The 18,655-nt window shown below is 49.9% G+C and carries 26 protein-coding genes; 25 read left to right on the top strand and 1 reads right to left on the bottom strand.

Annotated features, from left to right (window positions below):
- Positions 1 to 9: 9 nt before the first annotated feature.
- From PSI17_RS07890 to PSI17_RS07770, 25 genes are all read left to right on the top strand, one after another.
- Positions 10 to 603, top strand: coding sequence for a phage head morphogenesis protein (locus PSI17_RS07890; RefSeq protein ID WP_273551486.1), 594 nt, complete (start codon positions 10 to 12; stop codon positions 601 to 603).
- Positions 604 to 605: 2 nt separating this feature from the next.
- On the top strand, positions 606 to 1,820 hold the full coding sequence (locus PSI17_RS07885) for a DUF2213 domain-containing protein (protein WP_273551456.1): 1,215 nt from the start codon (positions 606 to 608) through the stop codon (positions 1,818 to 1,820).
- A gap of 4 nt (positions 1,821 to 1,824) precedes the next feature.
- On the top strand, positions 1,825 to 2,319 hold the full coding sequence (locus tag PSI17_RS07880) for a structural cement protein Gp24 (protein WP_273551455.1): 495 nt from the start codon (positions 1,825 to 1,827) through the stop codon (positions 2,317 to 2,319).
- Positions 2,320 to 2,333: 14 nt separating this feature from the next.
- Entirely contained in the window at positions 2,334 to 3,272 is a 939-nt protein-coding gene (locus PSI17_RS07875; protein ID WP_273551454.1) for a DUF2184 domain-containing protein, read from the top strand.
- On the top strand, positions 3,273 to 3,626 hold the full coding sequence (locus PSI17_RS07870) for an STY1053 family phage-associated protein (protein WP_273551453.1): 354 nt from the start codon (positions 3,273 to 3,275) through the stop codon (positions 3,624 to 3,626).
- A complete protein-coding gene (locus tag PSI17_RS07865) occupies positions 3,607 to 4,017 on the top strand; it encodes a DUF4054 domain-containing protein (protein WP_273551452.1) in 411 nt (136 codons plus the stop codon). Before PSI17_RS07870 ends, PSI17_RS07865 begins: the two co-directional genes overlap by 20 nt.
- Positions 4,014 to 4,559, top strand: a complete 546-nt coding sequence (locus PSI17_RS07860) for a hypothetical protein (RefSeq protein WP_273551451.1) — start codon at positions 4,014 to 4,016, stop codon at positions 4,557 to 4,559. The genes PSI17_RS07865 and PSI17_RS07860 overlap by 4 nt, the downstream gene beginning before the upstream one ends.
- 1 nt (position 4,560) lies before the next feature.
- The gene (locus tag PSI17_RS07855; protein ID WP_273551450.1) at positions 4,561 to 4,941 is read left to right on the top strand and encodes a head-tail adaptor; all 381 of its coding nucleotides are present in this window, start codon (positions 4,561 to 4,563) and stop codon (positions 4,939 to 4,941) included.
- On the top strand, positions 4,938 to 5,477 hold the full coding sequence (locus PSI17_RS07850; RefSeq protein ID WP_273551449.1) for a phage neck terminator protein: 540 nt from the start codon (positions 4,938 to 4,940) through the stop codon (positions 5,475 to 5,477). Before PSI17_RS07855 ends, PSI17_RS07850 begins: the two co-directional genes overlap by 4 nt.
- 5 nt (positions 5,478 to 5,482) lie before the next feature.
- Positions 5,483 to 6,949, top strand: coding sequence for a DUF3383 domain-containing protein (locus PSI17_RS07845; RefSeq protein ID WP_273551448.1), 1,467 nt, complete (start codon positions 5,483 to 5,485; stop codon positions 6,947 to 6,949).
- A gap of 4 nt (positions 6,950 to 6,953) precedes the next feature.
- Positions 6,954 to 7,394 (top strand): phage structural protein, encoded by a 441-nt coding sequence (locus tag PSI17_RS07840; RefSeq protein ID WP_273551447.1) that lies wholly within the window; start codon positions 6,954 to 6,956, stop codon positions 7,392 to 7,394.
- Positions 7,395 to 7,405: 11 nt separating this feature from the next.
- Positions 7,406 to 7,849: a phage tail assembly chaperone gene (locus PSI17_RS07835; RefSeq protein WP_273551446.1), complete on the top strand. Its 444-nt coding sequence runs from the start codon at positions 7,406 to 7,408 to the stop codon at positions 7,847 to 7,849.
- A 35-nt stretch (positions 7,850 to 7,884) separates the two neighbouring features.
- Positions 7,885 to 8,034, top strand: coding sequence for a DUF6889 family protein (locus tag PSI17_RS07830; protein WP_273551445.1), 150 nt, complete (start codon positions 7,885 to 7,887; stop codon positions 8,032 to 8,034).
- Positions 8,021 to 10,372 carry a lytic transglycosylase catalytic gene (locus tag PSI17_RS07825; RefSeq protein WP_273551444.1) on the top strand — a complete coding sequence of 784 codons (2,352 nt, stop codon included), beginning with the start codon at positions 8,021 to 8,023 and terminating at the stop codon, positions 10,370 to 10,372. The genes PSI17_RS07830 and PSI17_RS07825 overlap by 14 nt, the downstream gene beginning before the upstream one ends.
- Positions 10,372 to 11,019, top strand: coding sequence for a phage baseplate protein (locus PSI17_RS07820; protein WP_273551443.1), 648 nt, complete (start codon positions 10,372 to 10,374; stop codon positions 11,017 to 11,019). The genes PSI17_RS07825 and PSI17_RS07820 overlap by 1 nt, the downstream gene beginning before the upstream one ends.
- Entirely contained in the window at positions 11,016 to 11,315 is a 300-nt protein-coding gene (locus PSI17_RS07815) for a phage baseplate plug family protein (RefSeq protein WP_273551442.1), read from the top strand. The genes PSI17_RS07820 and PSI17_RS07815 overlap by 4 nt, the downstream gene beginning before the upstream one ends.
- A gap of 23 nt (positions 11,316 to 11,338) precedes the next feature.
- Positions 11,339 to 12,349: a hypothetical protein gene (locus tag PSI17_RS07810; protein ID WP_273551441.1), complete on the top strand. Its 1,011-nt coding sequence runs from the start codon at positions 11,339 to 11,341 to the stop codon at positions 12,347 to 12,349.
- A gap of 339 nt (positions 12,350 to 12,688) precedes the next feature.
- Positions 12,689 to 12,988 carry a hypothetical protein gene (locus PSI17_RS07805; protein ID WP_273551440.1) on the top strand — a complete coding sequence of 100 codons (300 nt, stop codon included), beginning with the start codon at positions 12,689 to 12,691 and terminating at the stop codon, positions 12,986 to 12,988.
- 46 nt (positions 12,989 to 13,034) lie between these two features.
- Positions 13,035 to 13,988 carry a phage protein gene (locus PSI17_RS07800; protein ID WP_273551439.1) on the top strand — a complete coding sequence of 318 codons (954 nt, stop codon included), beginning with the start codon at positions 13,035 to 13,037 and terminating at the stop codon, positions 13,986 to 13,988.
- Positions 13,985 to 14,740: a Gp138 family membrane-puncturing spike protein gene (locus PSI17_RS07795; RefSeq protein WP_273551438.1), complete on the top strand. Its 756-nt coding sequence runs from the start codon at positions 13,985 to 13,987 to the stop codon at positions 14,738 to 14,740. The genes PSI17_RS07800 and PSI17_RS07795 overlap by 4 nt, the downstream gene beginning before the upstream one ends.
- Complete coding sequence (locus PSI17_RS07790; protein WP_273551437.1) at positions 14,740 to 15,084, top strand: hypothetical protein; 345 nt, start codon at positions 14,740 to 14,742, stop codon at positions 15,082 to 15,084. The genes PSI17_RS07795 and PSI17_RS07790 overlap by 1 nt, the downstream gene beginning before the upstream one ends.
- Before the next feature lie 2 nt (positions 15,085 to 15,086).
- Positions 15,087 to 16,274, top strand: a complete 1,188-nt coding sequence (locus tag PSI17_RS07785; protein ID WP_273551436.1) for a baseplate J/gp47 family protein — start codon at positions 15,087 to 15,089, stop codon at positions 16,272 to 16,274.
- On the top strand, positions 16,271 to 16,927 hold the full coding sequence (locus PSI17_RS07780; protein WP_273551435.1) for a DUF2612 domain-containing protein: 657 nt from the start codon (positions 16,271 to 16,273) through the stop codon (positions 16,925 to 16,927). Before PSI17_RS07785 ends, PSI17_RS07780 begins: the two co-directional genes overlap by 4 nt.
- A gap of 7 nt (positions 16,928 to 16,934) precedes the next feature.
- Entirely contained in the window at positions 16,935 to 17,726 is a 792-nt protein-coding gene (locus tag PSI17_RS07775) for a phage tail protein (RefSeq protein WP_273551434.1), read from the top strand.
- On the top strand, positions 17,726 to 18,148 hold the full coding sequence (locus PSI17_RS07770; RefSeq protein WP_273551433.1) for a tail fiber assembly protein: 423 nt from the start codon (positions 17,726 to 17,728) through the stop codon (positions 18,146 to 18,148). Before PSI17_RS07775 ends, PSI17_RS07770 begins: the two co-directional genes overlap by 1 nt.
- A gap of 26 nt (positions 18,149 to 18,174) precedes the next feature.
- Here PSI17_RS07770 and PSI17_RS07765 read toward each other — a convergent pair whose 3' ends face one another.
- Entirely contained in the window at positions 18,175 to 18,594 is a 420-nt protein-coding gene (locus PSI17_RS07765) for a tail fiber assembly protein (protein WP_273551432.1), read from the bottom strand.
- Between the last annotated feature and the right edge of the window lie 61 nt (positions 18,595 to 18,655).

Genomic DNA, 18,655 nt, shown 5'->3' with positions numbered 1-18,655 from the left:
ACGGAAATCATGGACGCACTGGGCAGCTACAGCGAGTTAATTACACCGTGGGCGCAACGAGTGGCGCAACGGTTTGCCCTCGATGTGAACCGCCACAACGAAACAGAGTGGCGGCAACGCAGCCAGTTAATCAGTAACGAGTTGCGCCATCTGGTGAACAATACTCCCGTCGGGCAGGTGATGCGCTCTATCGTCGATGAGCAAATCAGGTATATCAAATCGTTGCCCCTAGAGGCGGCCGATCGGGTGTACGACATCCATAATCAGGCCATTGAATCGGTAGTCACTGGCGGTCGTCATGAGGCGTTCTCACAGGAAATTGCCCAGACGGGTGACGTGGCTGAATCCAGAGCAAAACTCATTGCCCGCACCGAGTTAGGCAGGGCACAGACCGCACTGACACAGGCGCGGGCAGTGTCCATAGGTTCTTCGGGTTATATCTGGCGCACTGCGCATGATGGCGATGTTCGTAGCTCTCACAAACACCTAGAAGGGCAATTTGTCGAATGGGCAAAACCTCCGACGCTGGACGGCCTGACAGGTCATGCGGGCACGTTGCCTAATTGCCGTTGCTACTGTGAAGTCGTCATACCGGAAGATTAATCATGAAATATTTCTTTACTACTCGGTTGGGTAACACTCGTTACCAACTGGCCGACGGCTCCCTATTGTGTAAAGACGTACCCATAGCCAGAACGGGTAATCAGCTTTATGCCGATTTTGAGCTGCCAACCCTTGAGCCAGATGATGATGGCGAGATCGTGGTTGAACGCTCCCCCGAAGAGGTGTTCAGCGAGGCTACGCTAGCGTCATTCGAGGGGATGACCATCACAATACAACATCCCGAGGATACCGAGGGCAACATCATTTTTGTTGACCCGGATAACTGGCGGGATTTGGCCCACGGGCATGTTCAAAACGTTCGGCGTGGAGAGGGAGAACAATCCGACCTGATGTTAGCCGACCTTATTATCAAAGATACCGATGCGATAGCAGCAATAGATGGGGGCTTCGACGAGGTATCTTGCGGTTACGATGCGGAGTACCGACAGACGGCCAACGGTAGAGCCGAACAATATCAAATTACGGGTAATCATGTGGCGCTGGTTCAAGACGCCCGCGCCGGTTCACGTTGTTCAATTGGAGATAGCATGTCTACTAAAACTCAAACATGGTTCAAACGTCTGAGGCAGGCGATTAAAACCAACGATTCTGCGGCGATGGAAGAGGCGCTAAACAATGCGCCTGAGTCCATCACAGGGGACGAGGGCACGGGCGAGGTGCCTAAAGCCATCAACATTAACATTAGCCCCCAGCAACCTCTTCCTAAAGAAGACCCAGAGATGAAAACTGGCGATGAGCAGATCCCTGAATGGGCTAAGGCGCTGCTCGCTCGGCTGGACGCTCTGGAAGGTAAGACGGGTGATAACGGTGGCGAAACTGATCCCAAAGAGCTGGAGCAGACAGGAGATGATGGCGAAAAAGAGGAGAGAGAAGAAAAAATTACTGGAGACTCAGCATATAAAGCGGAGCTGATTGTACCAGGAATTGACCTGTCTACCCCGTCTAAATTGACCACATTCAAACGTCAGGTGTTGGTCAGTGCAGATCAGGCAATGGTACGCACCATTGTGGGGGATGCGGAAATCAAAAAACTGCCTAAGCATACCGTTGATATGGCATTTAATGCGGTGGCTGAGCTGGCGAAAAATCGCAATACCCAAGTCACGGGCGATTCAGCTCGTAACAAATTCTCAGGTAATAGTATTGCCGACCTAAACAAAGCTAACGCCGAATTTTGGGCAAACAGGAGTAAATAACATTATGACCGTTTATTTAAAACGTATGCCGGTGGGCATTGCGGGGACTATCTCACGCCTACAGGATACGACCGTCGAGCCTGTATTACTGAAATCGGCGAACCTGTTCCCTGCATATGGGTTAGCAGGTAGATATGACGACGGTGGCTATTTCGTGCCATTGGTGGAGGGCGATACGGCAGACCAGATTCAGGGGATTTATGTCCGCCCATATCCTACCACTAGTATGCCGGACAGGGCTTATATTATTGGCACCGACAACAACTACACGGGCGATAACCTGAAACGCGGGTACATGACCGTGCGATTAGATGGCAACGCATCCGGCATCAAAAAAGGCGCGCCGGTCTACGTTCGAGTTGGAAAACCAAACGAAAACAGCCCATTAGGCAGTTTCCTGAACGTAGCAATAAACGGTGAAACGGCGGCACTACCTAATGCGCAGTTTACCGGCGCGGGCGACGCTGACGGCAATGTTGAAATTTCGTACAAAATTTAATGGGAATAGAATAAATGCCTACATTTGACCAACGCACCATTGATAACGGCGGTACATTTTTGATAGGGGAACTGGAGCGTTTAGACCAGACTATCAATCTGCCATTGGCGCAATATACGTGGAGCCGTGATACGCAGTTGCGCGAGGACGTGACCATAGCAGACGAAATGGCGACATGGACAAACACGCAATTTGCGGCTGCGGGTTCTGCCAACCCGAACGGTAAAAACTGGATCAGCGGAAACGCTACGGCATTGGCGGGTGTCAGCGTGAACATTGAACGTGAGGGGCATCCGTTAACGCTGTGGGGTATGGAACTGGGCTGGACAGTCATAGAGCTGAATGCCGCGCAACAGGTCGGACGTCCCATCGACTCCCAAAAACATGACGGCATGATGCTGAAATGGAACATGGACATCGACGAACAGGTGTACATGGGCGACGAGGGACTGGGGTTACAGGGGCTATTGAACCAAAAACGCGCGGGTCTAGGTAATGCGCGTAAACCATGGGCGCAGTCCACACCCGACGAAATCAGAGAGAGCATTAACCAGATATTGAGCGACGCGTGGGCGCGCTCCGGTTACACGATGGTGCCGACCGATTTGTTGATTCCGCCTGAGCAATTTGCGTTGTTGTCGTCCATTATCGTCTCTTCGGCGGGTAACCAATCCCTGTTAACGTACCTGAAAACCAACACTATCGCATATCACCAGAATGGCATTCCGTTGGATATCCGCGCAGTGAAATGGGCGAAGGGCGCGGGTGTGGCAGGTAAAGACCGCGCGATAGCGTACACCAATGACAAAAAATTCGTCCGGTTCCCGATGGTGCCGTTGCAGAGCATCCCGATCCAATATCGCAGCCTGTACCAGATGGTGACGTACTACGGCAAATTAGGCGCGGTTGAGCTGGTCTACCGAGAAACACTGAACTATATGGACGGTATCTAAATGAAAATACGGGTACATACCGAATTTCGATTCACTCACGATAACGGCGAATCGGAAAATTTTACTGTCGGTGTTCATGATGTTTCATCGGCGATCGCTCAACATTGGTTCGTACAGGCTCATGCGGAGACCATTGACACGGTGGATGAGTCTGTACCAGCAGATTATGACGCCGAACTGACCGCACTCCGATCCGCAATTGACGACCTGACCAACCAATTGACGGAACGCGACAAACAGGTTGCTGTTTTAACTCAGCAATTGGAGGAGCGCGATACCCGAATTGCTGAGTTGATGCTGGGCGATTCGCAATCCGCGCCTAATGGGGGTAAAAATGGGGGCAACAAAAAATAGGCAACTCCCCTCCGTAGCACAGTTTCGCGCCGATTTTTCTCAGTTCTCCGATATTCAAAAATTCCCCGACGCACAAATCCAGTTCCGGTTAAATCTGGCGGATAAACAGTTGGATGAAGGCCGGCTGGGGGACATGTTTGTTTATCTGGTAGAGCTGATGGTAGCTCATTACATGGCACTGTGGGCAGCGGACAGTCGGTCAATGGCGGGCGGAGGCACGGGCGGAGCCAATAGTGGTGTGGTGTCGTCCAAATCGGTGGATAAGGTGAGCGTCAGTTATGACACAGGCACAACCCTGAACCCGAACGCCGGATTTTGGAATAACACCCGCTACGGCTCAGAGTTCTACGAACTGTCGTTAACATTCGGTGCCGGGGGTATCCAGCTATGAAAAGCGGTTTAAAAATCCGTGTTGACAAAGCTACCGCCATTTTGGATGCGCTAAAAACCATTGGCAATCGGGATGTGCTAGTAGGCGTTCCCGCTGAGAATAGCAACCGGGACGACGTGCAGTTCGGTAATGCCGGCATCGGTTATATCAATGAATTTGGCTCACCCGCCCAAAATATCCCGGCGCGTCCCCATCTTCGCCCCGGTATTCGCTCGGTGGAGGATAAAACCACTGAGCAATTGAAAATCGCGGCGGAGGCGGTATTAGACGGTAAACAGGACAAAGCCGAAAAAGCGCTGAATAAAGCCGGTATGTTCGCGGTTCAGGGTGTCCAGCGCTACATGACTACCCATGATTTTGAACCGCTGGCCGATCCGACTGTTACCGCCCGTGCCAGACGAGGGCGTAAAGGCGCGAAAATTGAGTTGGCTAGCCGACTCGCGGGTAACTCATCGAGCAATGATAATGTCCGCCCGCTGATAGATACCGGTAGTTATCGTCGTTCTATCACGTATGTTGTTCGGGATAAATCGGAGAAATAACATGCCATTATTAGACGTCACTGATGTGTTGTTCGACCCTGATTTTTGCGATCCATCACTGGCCTACAGACGCCGACAGACGGTGATTGATGATGACGGATTCCCAACTACGCAGGACCCTGTCACCCGGTTTTCGGGGGTAGTGACAGTAGACCGCTCAGTTGAGGCCCAAATCCGACTGTCAGGGCAGACGGTCACCGGCAATATTTTGATTATCACCACTGAGCGACTGATAGCGGGAGCGACTGGCAAAATCGGGGATATCGTCACCTATCAAAACCGTGACTATCTGGTTAAATCCGTTGACCCGTACACAGCGTATGGGGCGGGTTTTGTTCAGGCACACTGTGAACTGTTGCCATTTGACGGGGGTTCTCCATGAACACTTCGGAGCGCGCGGGATGGTTAACACCTGATAGCGAACCAGTATACGATGAGGCATTAGAACGATTACTCAGTCAATGGCTGCGGGGCGTATCAGGGTTACCTAAAGGCATGGTGCGCCCGCGCTGGACGCCTGTACAGGCAGCACAGCCTCCGGCGGATGCCGACTGGTGCGGTTTTGGCGTGGTGGAAATCCCAGCGGACGATAACCCGGCCTATGCCAACCAAACCGATCAGTCAGGCGAACTCTGGCGACACGAAGTGTTCGAGTGCTCGGCTTCGTTCTACGGGCCGCGTAGTCAGTGGTATGCCTCACGTTTTCGGGATGGGGTGAGTCTCAGCCAGAACAACGCCGAACTCAACCAGTTGGGGTTGTCAGTTGTCAAACACTCCCGGATCACATCGTTCCCTGAACTCATCAATAACCAATGGGTACGCCGCTATGACATCACGATCACATTGCGGCGAAAAACGGTGCGCCAGTACGGTATCAAACCATTGACGGACGCACCCATTAAATTTTTTGGAGATTAATCCCTATGCAGGGTTTACCTATTTCTAGCATCGTTAACGTCAAAATTAACATGGCGCCGCGTGCGGCATCGTCCAGAAATTTTGGTTCGTTACTGATAGTCGGTGCCAGTAACGTGATCAATACGCACGAACGGCTGCGCTACTACACTGATATCGAGGGTGTTGGCGCCGATTTTGGCATGGATACGCCAGAGTATCAGGCAGCGGCATTGTACTACTCACAGTCACCCCAACCGGTTGACTTGTATATCGGGCGGTGGGCAAAAGAGCAAACGCCGGCAGCACTGCGCGGTGCGGTACTAACCAAACCTGAACAGGTCATGAACCGATTTACAGCGGTTAGCGACGGCTCGTTCAAATGGGTCATTGAAGGTAAAGAGACGGCCATCACCGGTATTGATCTTAGCCGTGAGACTAACCTGAACGGTGTCGCTGAGCGGTTGGCTGAAAAACTGAAAAACGCCTCGGTACGCTGGGACAGCATTTCGTCCCGTTTTGCTGTCTCACTACAAACATCAGGAAAATTGGGGTATGTCACACGTGCCGCCAGCGGCAATTATATCGGGGACATACTGAAACTGGACGCGACGTCAGGCGCGACGGTCATCGACCCTACGGCACCTGAAACTATCGCTGAGGCAGTGGCGACATTAGGATCAGTATCAGGAGCATGGTACGGGCTGGTTATTGCCGATAACACCCTGTCAGACAATGACGTACTGAGTGTCGCTCGTTATATCGAATCGGCGTCAGTGTCTCGTATTTACGGCCACACGGTCACCAAAACGGGCGTACTAGACCTTGATGTAGATACGGATATTGGTTCACAGCTAAAAGGGGCGTTCCTCGGCCGCACGCTCTGGCAATACTCCGCCCAACCCTATGCGGTGGCATCACTATTTGGCCGGATGTTTACCGTGAATTTTCAGGGCAACCGAACCACAATCACCCTGAAATTCAAACAGGAACCGGCTATTAGTGCTGAGTTACTGACGGCAACCCAAGCCCGCGCGTTGAGCGCCAAAAATGGCAACGTCTTTGTACATTACAACAATGACACCGCCATTATCCAGGAGGGAGTCATGGCGAATGGTACGTTTATTGACGAACGCCATGGGCTGGATTGGTTGCAGAACTACGTCCAGACTAACCTCTATAACCTGATGTACACCAGTACAACCAAAATTCCCCAGACCGATGAGGGCGTGACGCAGTTGTTGGCCAACGTCGAGCAGTCACTGTCTCAGGGTGTCAACAACGGGTTGGTCGCGCCGGGCGTTTGGGGAGGGGACTCGTTCGGAGCACTGAACAGGGGTGATATGCTGACCAAGGGGTACTACGTCTACGCGGCACCCATCGCCGAACAGGTGCAGGCTGAACGCGAAAAACGCAAAGCGCCGCTGACCCAATGCGCGATTAAACTCGCGGGTGCGGTGCATTTCGCAGACGTCATTATCAATGTAAACAGGTGATTAAATGGCTACCTATTCATTTCAGGACGTATCCGCCACGATAACAGGGGTAGGCGGACATGTGAATTTAGCTAATGGCGCGGCGACCTCTGAGGAGGGGCTGACCGTTGCAATGTCCGACGCTAAAAACACTATGACCGTTGGCGCGGATGGTGAGGTGATGCACTCACTGAGCGCAGGCAAAAACGGCACTATCACAGTTGTACTACTGAAAACCTCCCCCGCTAACGCCAAGTTGATGCTGATGTACAACGCTCAGCAATTTTCTTCATCAACATGGGGAAACAATTTCATCCTGATCCGCAACACGGCGAGCGGGGATACCATCGCGGCGCGTTCGGTTGCGTTCCAGAAAATACCGGACATATCCAACGCCAAAACCGGCAATACAGTGAGCTGGGTATTTGACTGCGGCAAAATCGACACAGTATTAGGCACATTCTAACGGGGGATAACATGGAATTCGAAATCAATGGTAAAAAATATCGCGCGGGAAAAATGAACGCATTTCAGCAACAGGATCTGGCTGTCGCGCTTGTACCGGTTATTCCGGCACTTAAACCAATTTGGGACAGTTTGACGCCCTCCGTTGTGGGTATGGACGGTCGACCAGCGTTCGCACGAGAAAATATGGTGGATTTTCTGGCACCACTGGCAGACGCCATTCGTTCGCTGGGGAAAGAAAATCGATATGAAATCAATGATATTTGCCTGTCTGTGGTCAGCCGTGAATCCGGTGGCTCTTGGAGCGGTATTTACACCAGCCAGCAACTGATGTTTGACGATATCAACGGGTTGGATTTACTGAAAATCGTTGGACAGGTCATTAAAGACGCGCTGCTTAATTTTTTTCCCGCACTGCCAGAGAGCGGCGAGCTATCCCCGGCCAGCTCAGTTTAACTCTGGAAACCCTCCCTAACGGGCGTGATTACGTTATGCGCCCTGTTCTTGCGGGCATGTGCACATTCGAGTCATTAGAAAATGGCGTTATCGATCTGGCCGGTATCGCCCTGATGAATGATGCGCTGGACGTACAGGCCGAAAACGAAGCGCTAATAGCACGGTGGCACAATGAGCAACACTAACGCAGAGACAATCCGGGATTTTTTAATCTCGCTGGGTTTTGAGCTGGACGACGCGGGGCAGAAAAAATTTAGCGCGGTAGTGGCAGGCGTCACCGCGAATGTTCTTAAACTGGGCGCAGTAGTCGAGAGCGCCGCCGCTTCGGTGGTGGGTTTCGCAGTCGTGGCCGCCAATGGCTTGGATAAACTCTACTGGCAGGCACAACGCACAGGCGGAGCCGCTGAACAGATCAAATCATTGGGTTACGCAGTCAGTCAGGCGGGCGGCACTGTCGAGGGGCTGAATTCATCGCTGGAGAACGTCGCCAAATTCCTGCGCAACAATCCCGGTGGCGAGGGGTTCCTCCGTAACATGGGTATTCAGACCCGTGATGCCAACGGCAATTTACGCGATACCGCCTCGTTGGTCGCGCTGGTGGGCGAACGGCTGTCGGCACTGCCAACGTACCGGGCAAACCAGTATGCGAGCATCCTTGGCATTGATGAAAACACCCTGATGGCGATGCGCCGGGGTGTTGGCGCATATACCGCTGATTATCAGAAGATAATGCGCACAATGGGGTATAACCCCACGGCAGCCACCAAACACGCCAACACCTTTATGACTGAACTCTATAAATTGAAGACGGTCATGGGTACGGCGAAGGACAAGATCGGTGGCGAACTTGCCCGTACTTTGACTCCCAGCATAGAGAAATTCACCAACCTGATACTGAAACACTGGCCGACCATTGAAAAATTTATCTTGTCCGTGGTGGATGCGATTCTCGCCATGTCCGAAATACTAGGGCAGATGGTCTTTCGCGGAGCCAAGGGCATTCAGGATTTAATTGGCTGGTGGAAGCAACTAGACGAAGGTAGCAAAGGTCTGATTAAGACATTCGGGCTGGTCGCCGCTGCGTGGTCGGCGTTGAATACGAAATTCTTAGCATCCCCTATAGGCATTATTACGGCGTTAATGGCCGCGCTCTTCTTACTTTATGATGACTATATGACATGGAAAGAGGGCGGGAAATCTCTGATTGACTGGGGCCAATGGGAAGGTACCTTAGAAAAAGTCGGTGAAAACATCAAGCAACTGAAAGACGGAATGCTAGATATCAAGGATGCGCTTGGCGGTTGGGAAAATGTTTTTTGGGGCTTTGCGATATTTTTTGCGGGTAAATGGTTGACCAGTGTGTTAGGAACACTGGGGAAACTGTCTAAAGAAGTGAGCAAAGGCGGTTTGACTAAGTTGTTACGCCGGGCGGGATGGTTGGCATATGGGGGATATTTAGTCTCTGATTGGGACAATATAGCCGCCAGTGCTCAGGCGTCGTGGAATTCCAATAAACGAGATCTTCAACGTTTAGCCGGTAATGCGGGTCAGGCATTGGGCATAGAAAATAAATGGGCGAGCCAGAATAACGGGTATCACCTGAACGAAACTACGGTGGACATACCGACGGGCGATCCCTTTGTTAGCGAATTACAGCGAAAAATTCAACGCCATGAGCTAACGTTTGATGAGGCGAATAAGATTCTGGATGAGAAATATTCTCCGAATAACGCCAAAGGGAATACACGCGGGGAACGCAATAATAACCCCCTGAATATGGAATTCGCCAAACAAAGAGGTGCAACGGTAGAAAACCACCCTGAGCAACGTTTTGCTCAGTTCGCCACAGCATATGAGGGGCTGGAGCGCACCGCGTGGCAATTGCGGCGCTATTTCAACGGCCTGACAGATAACGTTAATCGCCAATCTGTTGAAACCATAATAGAGAAATGGGCGCCACCGGGCGGAAAAGATAAAAACCGTACAGAGGATTACATCAATAGGGTTGCACAACGGTTAGGCGTCAGGCGGGATGATCGTCTTGATTTAAACAATCACGATGTAATGTACGCCCTGATGAACGCTATGAGTGTAGAGGAAATCGGAAAACCGCTACCCTATGATAAACGGTTGGTCATGGCGGCTATCACCGGTGACCAAGACCCAACCAAAGAACCGGTAAAAACGCCAAAAACGCCAGCTACAAACAGTAGCTTTGACCCTCGCGTACTCGATAACGCAATGGCGAATATCGGCAATATGGTGAGCGGTATAGACTCTCGCGTAGTTAATAACGCTCAGGCGAACGTTGATAGCATGATGAGCAGGAGAGTTGGCGACTATACCCCTGAGTTATTGCGGGCGGGAGCGGGCGGGGCGAATACCCAGACCACGATAGCGCCAAATTACAATATCACGGTTAACGGTGTTGAATCCCCGCGTGAAGCCGCGGCACTAACCAGCGAGTCGGTACAACGCACTAATGCAATACTCGTTCGCAGTTTACAAACTAAGGTGGGCTAATGGACATTTTATCAACGTTATTTTCTCAGAATACGAGAAAAATAGAGATGATAGTACCCAGCGTTGTGATCTCTGAGAGGCACCAAGACGCGACTGAAATTACCGAACACCCTGTACAGCGGGGTGCCGCCATCAGCGATCACGCCTATGACACGCCGTCAGAGATCACTATGGAAATTGGTTTTGCTGGCGGGGGTTCGTTAATTGATGGCTTCGACACCTCAAAAATATTTGATCTCGATACCGGAGCAACACTAGGGGAAAGCCCCGCAGAAATTTATCAGCAATTATTAGAGTTGAAAGCCTCGAAACAGCCGTTCGACGTCACCACGGGGAAACGTCAGTATAAAAACATGCTGATCCGTTCAATAGAGGTCACTACAGATAAAACATCGGAGAATGTGCTGATGGTAACGTTGGCTCTGCGCGAGGTGATTATTGTGGAGACTCAGGCAGTCGTAGTTACCGCACCACCGGAAAGGATGACGTTCCCCTTGGATACGGCTCCGGTTGTTGATAAGGGCACTAAAACACCTGTTGTTCCGAAACAACGCGAAAGTATATTAAGCAAAATAAATGAAAGCACGGGGGGCGTCTTAACACCCGTAAAAAACGGGGTTGAATGGCTAGGAGATGTACTCCGATGAATATTATCGAGATCCCATTACAGGCAGAGAACCAACAATTTGATATTCAATTGGGCGGCGTCAGTTACCGGATGCGATTACAGTGGCGAGATTGTGCAGGTTGGGTTTTAGATATTATGCACCCTAACAGTGAACCAATAGTAATGGGGGTCTCCTTAGTTTTTGGCGCGGATATTTTGGAGCAACATAGTTATTTAGGTTTTAACGGTTCGCTTGTATTTGTGTGCGATAATCCTCAAAGTGAGGCCATTAGAGATGATTTGGGAAAAACCAATAGGCTATACTTTATGCAATAAATACCTAATAGGAGGCTATTCAATTGAAAAACGTTATCTTCTGCTTGAGTTTATTACTTCTTTCAGGTTGTGCGTTGTCCAAACCCCCAGACGCAGAAAGAACGATAGCGTTAGATAGTAAAGCTATCGATTCGTTGATAGCTGTAGCTACAATATTTAATGAGGATAAAGACACTCATACCTCAGGTGGAAAATCATTAATAGACTGGGATACTGTTAAATTAAAAGATAATAAAGTTACCGCAGATGATATCGTTAGAATCATTCAGGGGCAGGGGGGAGAAGGCACCCTATATTCTCAAAATGCATCCGGGCTAGGGTATAGTATGTATTATTTGATTACTCTCTCCAATCCGACTAAATCATGTTTGTACAGTGCTGAGTGTGTTCTAAAGCTACTTAAGCACGGTGCGTCAGAAATGAGCGAAAAGAGAGACCAAGCCTTCCTTAAATCATACATTGCTGACAATAAAAAATTTAAATATACGTATTTTGACCCTGAAAAAATTATACCGATGATGAAGGGTCTAGCGGATTCTTTTACGGAAATGAAAAATCGAGAGATAGCGGAAAACGCAACGCTGCCAGATACTCAGCCTATTGAATTTTCGTACAGTAACGACGGTTATGTGAACGTCGCAATTGCGTTACTAAATAATGCCAGATTAGAAGAATATAACATTAGAGATCGAGACGGCAACAAAACCGAAAAGTACGGAAACCCCACGATTTACGGTCGCCCCTTATTTTCATACCCATATATGTATAAAAATACGCTGGTTAAGCAAGCTAAATCATGCGAAAAAACGTCGGTGTATGCCAAGGCGGATATAAATAACGCGTGTAAGAGGGCAATCATCGCCGGAGTTAAAGATTGGTTAGCTACTGCTAGGGACCCCGACATATCAAGGCTAGCGTGGAAAATGGCGGCTAGTCAGTCCATCTTTAGGGGTGAAATAGTGTTTTCTCATTGGGCGGGTATGGCCAGAGTTCACCAGAAAAGCCTAAATGAAACGGGTCGCCTTAGCCTTTAAATCTGTAACAAAGCCAGCCCCGTTAAGGGGCTTTTTACACCGCTCGCCAATGGCTTCCTCTCGTAAATCAATTAATTCAAATTAGTTACTGCAAAATGTAACTCTATATTGTAAAGAATTTTAAGTGAAAAAAGCGAGTCTACGGCTTCATGGCGAGAATAATTGGTTGATTGTTCGAGTGGGTTCGCAAATTTAGTAATAAAATAAACGCGTAGCTTTACAAAACGTTACAATAACGAGATAAATTATATCGGTATAAAACGGCGAAGCCCCTCAACCGCGGGGGCAGTTTAGGGGCTTCTACTGACTGTCTAACACTCAAATTCAGGAATAATAGACATGTCGAGTATAGCAGTTGGTGAAAACGGTAAAACATCCAGTGTTCGTTTTTATGATAGCGAGCAAAATAATGGGATAAACGGGCGATATTTGGTTACTATCCGCGACGGTGAACTACAGGGTTTAGAGTCAATGAGCGGGAGAACCGTAGTAGACGCGGAGGCATATTGGCGGTTACGTAAAGATCTGACCGCCGCCCAAAAAGTTATCTCTGAGCTATCTAACCGTATGCGGTTCATCCATGATGAATGTAGCATAGGTGAGTTTGACTACCCGATACATGAGGTAGCCACACGTTAGCCAATCTGAACCCGCCGAGGCGGGTTTTTCTTTTATAGGGGTCACTATGTCAAAACAGTGGTTGCGCGAATGCAGCCTGATTGTTGCAGATGAACAGGGTGAGGGCATCGACCTGTCGGCTCTTAAGATAACGTTCTCCATTACACGCCCTAGTTTCGCGTACCCAGCGACGGGCATTTTCAAAATTTATAATCTAAACGACGAAACCAGAGCAAAGATCCGCGCAAACGAGTATAAGATTTTGAAATTCAGCGCGGGTTATCGAGGTAATTTGGGGCAAATTTTTTCAGGTCAGATCCAGTACACCTACACAGGCCGCGATAGCCCGACTGATACCTACGTGGTCATACAGGCGGGGGACGGCGACCAGCCCTATAACAACGCAGTGATCAATATCACAGTATCGGCGGGTTACACTCAGGAGGATATTGACCGGGTGCTGATGCGAGATATCGAGAAATACGGAATAGTTGCCGGGGTGCGGCCTGAGTTAAATAAAAACGTTGCCCCACGCGGCAAAGTTTTATTTGGCATGCACCGCGACGAACTCAGCATTCTGGCAAAACAGAACGGTGCCGAGTGGCGCTACGAGGACGGCCAATGTCACATTATTCCCAAACGCACCTATTTAACTGAGGCTGTTGTACTGACCTCTGAAACTGGGCTGATCGGTACGCCGGAACAAACCATCGGCGGGGGGGTCAATGTTAAATGCCTCATCAATCCTAAAATCAGGCCAGAGACATTAATCAGGATAGATAATGCCTCTATTAATGAGGCGGGTATATCAACGGGCGGTATCGCTCGGGGTGACAGTTCTGAGGGTTCACTCGAGCAACCGGCACCTATTGATGCAGACGGCGACTACGTTGTTATCAATGTCAGTTATTTTGGCGATACGCGCGAAACCACGTACTACATGGAATTAATTTGCGTGGCTAAATCTGACCAAACGTTATTGAACATGTCAGCAATACAGGCGGATGTGAGGCCAGCATGATTACTAATTTTGAACGTATTAACCAGCCCGAAACGCCGTTCATATTAATGAAAGAGGCGATCAACTCGGGGCTATATGTTTCTGTGCCGTGCATTGTTCAGTCGTTCAATGCTGACGCGGTGACCGTTACCGCACAACCAGCAATACGTTGGTCAGTCACCAATAGCGAGGGCAAAACCGAATCGGTCGCGTTGCCCCTGTTAGTGGACGTACCTGTGATTTTTCCTCGCGGCGGCGGTGTCACCCTAACATTTCCTATTCAGCCTAGAGATGAATGTTTAGTTATTTTTGCCGACCGTTGTATTGATTATTGGTGGCAGAACGGCGGCATTCAGGAGCCGGTTGACCTCCGTCAGCACAATTTGTCTGATGGATTTGCCATTGTCGGCCCTCAGTCGCAGGCGAGAAAAATAGGCGGTATCAGCACCAGTACTGCCCAACTCCGGACAGACGACGGCGCAGCATATATAGAGCTGTCTCCTGGTAGTCATAACGTTACCGTGAAAACCCCCGGCAAATTGACCGCCACGGCTGACAGCGGAACAGAAATCAACTCCCCTGAAATCGTGCTCAACGGTAATGTGACCATTAACGGGGGTCTGTCACAGGGAATGGGCACTAACGGCGGCGCGGCAGCTATGAACGGCCCCGTTACCGTTAAAAACGATGTTACGGCGGGCGGTATCAGCCAGATGAAACATACACACGGCGGGGTTAAAACGGGCGGCGGATCGACAGGAGGGCCACAATAATGCGATATCGGCGAGAGGATAACGACGATTATTCATTTGGGCAGGGCGATAACACGTTCTGGATCAATTCGCCGGAGGCGGTGGCACAGGCGGTAAAAACACGGCTTGATTTATGGCGCGGGGACTGGTTTTTAGATACGGCGGAGGGCACGCCCTACCGGGAGGCGGTATTAGATAGAAATTATGCCAGTGTGATGGCTCTGCGTGAGCACATTCTCGGTACGGTGGGTGTAACTGAAATTGCTTCGCTCGATGCCGAGCGTGACCCTGATACCCGTAAAATTACCATCACTGCCGCTATCAACACCCGCTACGGCAAAACCACAGTAACCAGCGAACGATAATTATGCTCAAACTAGACACACTAGGGCTCGCAGCCAAAATTACCGCGAGCGGCGTTACCGCGCCCGATTACCCAACCGTATTGGAACGATTACGAGGATATTTCAGGCACATTTACGGAGACGATGCATATTTGGAACCGGACAGCAAAGACGGGCAGATGCTCGCCATCTACGCGATGGCAATTCACGATGCGAATAACGCATTTATAGACGCCTATAACGCGTACAGTCCGTCAACAGCCACTGGAGCCGCACTGTCCAATAACGTGGCAATTAATGGACTGTCACGTCACAAAACAACAAAATCGACCTGTGACGTGGAGATCATCGGGCAGGTAGGAACCGTCATCAAAAACGGGGTTGTGCGCGATACTCAGGGTTATTCGTGGAGCCTGCCGGATAACGTTATCATCGGTACACATGGAACCATAACAGTTACAGCGACCTGTCAGACGGGCGGAGCAATTACCGCTGCGTCAGGTGATATTTCTGAAATTGGTACGCCAACACGCGGTTGGCAGTCAGTCAGAAACCATTCGGTGGCCACTCAGGGGCGAGCTGTTGAGACTGATGCCGATTTACGGATACGCCAGCGCAAATCTGTGGCCCTGCCATCGCGAACGGTACTGGATGGCGTGCAGGGCGCAATCAGTTTGATACACGGCGTTTCACGATTGCGCGGGTTTGAAAACGACACTAACCAGACGGATGAGTACGGCATTCCACCCCATTCCATCGCGATGATCGTTGACGGAGGCGATGCGAGCGCAATCGCTCAGACTATCGCCTTGAAAAAAGGCCCCGGCGGCGGCACGTTCGGCGACACGGTTATCAAGGTGCCCGATCGTTATCAGATAGTGCACCCGATACGTTTTTCTCGTCCGGTAGATGTTGACGTCTATGTAGAAATTCACCTGACACCATTTGAGGGGTACACCACGCTGGTGGCTGACCGAATCAAAACGGCGATCGTTAATTACATCGATTCAATCCGTATCGGTGACAGTGTTTACCTGACCAAACTGTATCTACCCGCGAATTTACCGGACGGTGAGGAGGGAAAAACCTATGATATTCACGAGATAAAAATAGGCCGTTCAGCCAGATCGGTAACCGCTGCCAACCTGAAAACCAAATTCAACGAGGCAGTAACCTGTAAACCCGACAACATAAAACTGGGGGTGACATGAGAGATTACCTAAAACTCATCACCCCGCAACACCGTACAGCCTCTAAATTCGTTGATCACATTGACCTAATCACTCGCTCACTCTCTGAAATAGGTAATGCCGCCCTACAGTTAAATAACGCATTCTCGCTGGATTATGCAGTAGGCGTACAACTGGATGCGGTTGGTGAATGGGTGGGGCTGTCGCGTTATGTGAAAACGCCCATCGCCGGAGTGTATTTCTCTCTGGATATAGTAGGCATTGGTTTTGACCAGGGGGTTTTGAAACGGCGGTTTGATGGTGCTAGCGGGTTTACTGAGCTGGACGATGAAACCTATCGAACGCTGTTACGGGTGAAAATTGAGGCGAATCATTGGGATGGTTCCAGTGAGATGCTGGAGAAAATCTATCAGAGGATATTACCGGATAACCGTGTTTTTTTTGTGGATAACCAGAACATGACAATGGACGTTTTTTTAACCGGTTGCGCGATAGCTGAGATCGTCCAGTCGGTTATTCGGCAGGGATATCTGAACATTAAACCCCAGAGCGTGCGAGTGAATAATTATATTAATTCCGCCGCCGCCGCCGCCGCTGGTGGTCTGTTTGGTTTTGACGGTAATAACGAATATGTCGCGGGTTTTGACACCGGCGGCTGGGCAGTAAAACTGTGAGGATATTATGGCAAAAAATGAATTTCTCCCGTTCGGACTGGCAGACGGGGCAAATGTGTTACCAAATGACGAGTACGGCAAATTGGCCGCACGTACTAACGGTTTTAGTTCGGGCGTGGCTAAATCTCAGGAGTTGAATAAAGTTTGGCGGCAGGCGTCAGTAATTGCGAGCGTTGTCGCTCAGTTTATTGCAGAGACAACCGGGCGTGACGCGTTAGATGATGGGAATTTGGCGGCATTGCAAAACGGGCTACTCAGTGCGTTACGGGAAACTGTTAGCTCTAATGTTCCTGCGGCGTCGTTGAATGTCTCGGGCATTACTAAACTGAGCAACGCAGTGGACAGCAACAGCGAAACGCAGTCGGCAACATCCAGAGCGGTTAAATCGGCTAACGATAATGCCAATAATCGCCTCGAAAAATCGCAGAATGGCGCAGACATTCCTAACCCGTCTGAATTTGTAAAAAACCTCGGTTTAGCGGGAACGGTGGATAAAAACACATCCGGCGCAGCACAAAACGGATGGTGGAAATGTGGCGATACTGGTCTGATGTTTCAATGGGGTTATACAGATAATATGCTGGCCGAATCATCTGAAACCATTAAATTCCCGCTGGAATTTCCTCATCGGTGTTTTGGGGGACTGGCGACACCATCGTATACCCATGCAAGTGGTGATAATTCCAGTGCCTATTTTTTTAATCTCAATGATGGCCAGCATGCAGTTATCACGTGTGACCAGGGTGCGGGGGCGCCAGATGATGGCACCTATATTTTTTGGTGGGCAGTGGGGATTTGATGATGTACACATACAGCGCGAAAAATAATATGTTCTATTTGTTATCGATAAAACAGAACTACATTAATGCAGGGACATGGCCGGATGATGGTATAGAGGTGGTTGAATCTGTATTTTTGGAATTTGCGGCAGACAGACCACCACAGGGAAAGCGACGTATAGCGGGAGCTGATGGTTTGCCTGCATGGGCTAATATTCCTCCTCCAACGTCTGGAGAATTACAGCAACAGGCAGAACGAAAAAAGCGTCATTTACTGGATGCCGCTGATACCCAGATTATGCGATTGACACGCATTACCAGACGAAAAATGGCAACTGATGATGAAATTAATTTATTGAATAACTGGGAGCTATATAGCATTGAATTAACTCGCCTGAATTGTGCCGCGCCCGATATCCAATGGCCGGAACAGCCGAAATAATGAAAGGGGCGTCGCGCCCCTAACCATCACTCTGGCGCTTTAGGCCAGTCAATATCTGGTGCTGTCGAACAGTCTACACGGTTTAATAACACACAGTATCGTTTCCACGCTGTCAGTGCCGCCCGTTCTGCGTCCGTTGCCATTTCGAGGTCAACGGCGTATTGGAGCGGGGCTATTGAGTTTGCGGCCTGAGACAGACGGTAACGTTTCTGGGATTCAGCCTGTTGCTGTAGTTGCTCAGGTGTTGGCGGTGGAATATCCCCCCACGCAGGCAGACCATCGGGGCCAACAATGCGTATCTTACCGATTGGCGCACTGCCAGTGAATTCAGTAAAAACAGATTCGCTAACATCGACACCAACGGCGGGCCATGAGCCGGCTGACTCATATTCTGTTCTCAACGCATACGCGTAGAATGTATTTTTATAAAATTTATATTCGTTCATATCAGAACCCCAGAGTCAAAACTGTGACAGACGATGAATCGGTTGATCCAAAACGCCGCCA

The organism is Xenorhabdus sp. IM139775 (assembly GCF_028598745.1).
Lineage (GTDB): Bacteria > Pseudomonadota > Gammaproteobacteria > Enterobacterales > Enterobacteriaceae > Xenorhabdus.
This window is presented reverse-complemented; position numbering and strand designations above follow the sequence as displayed.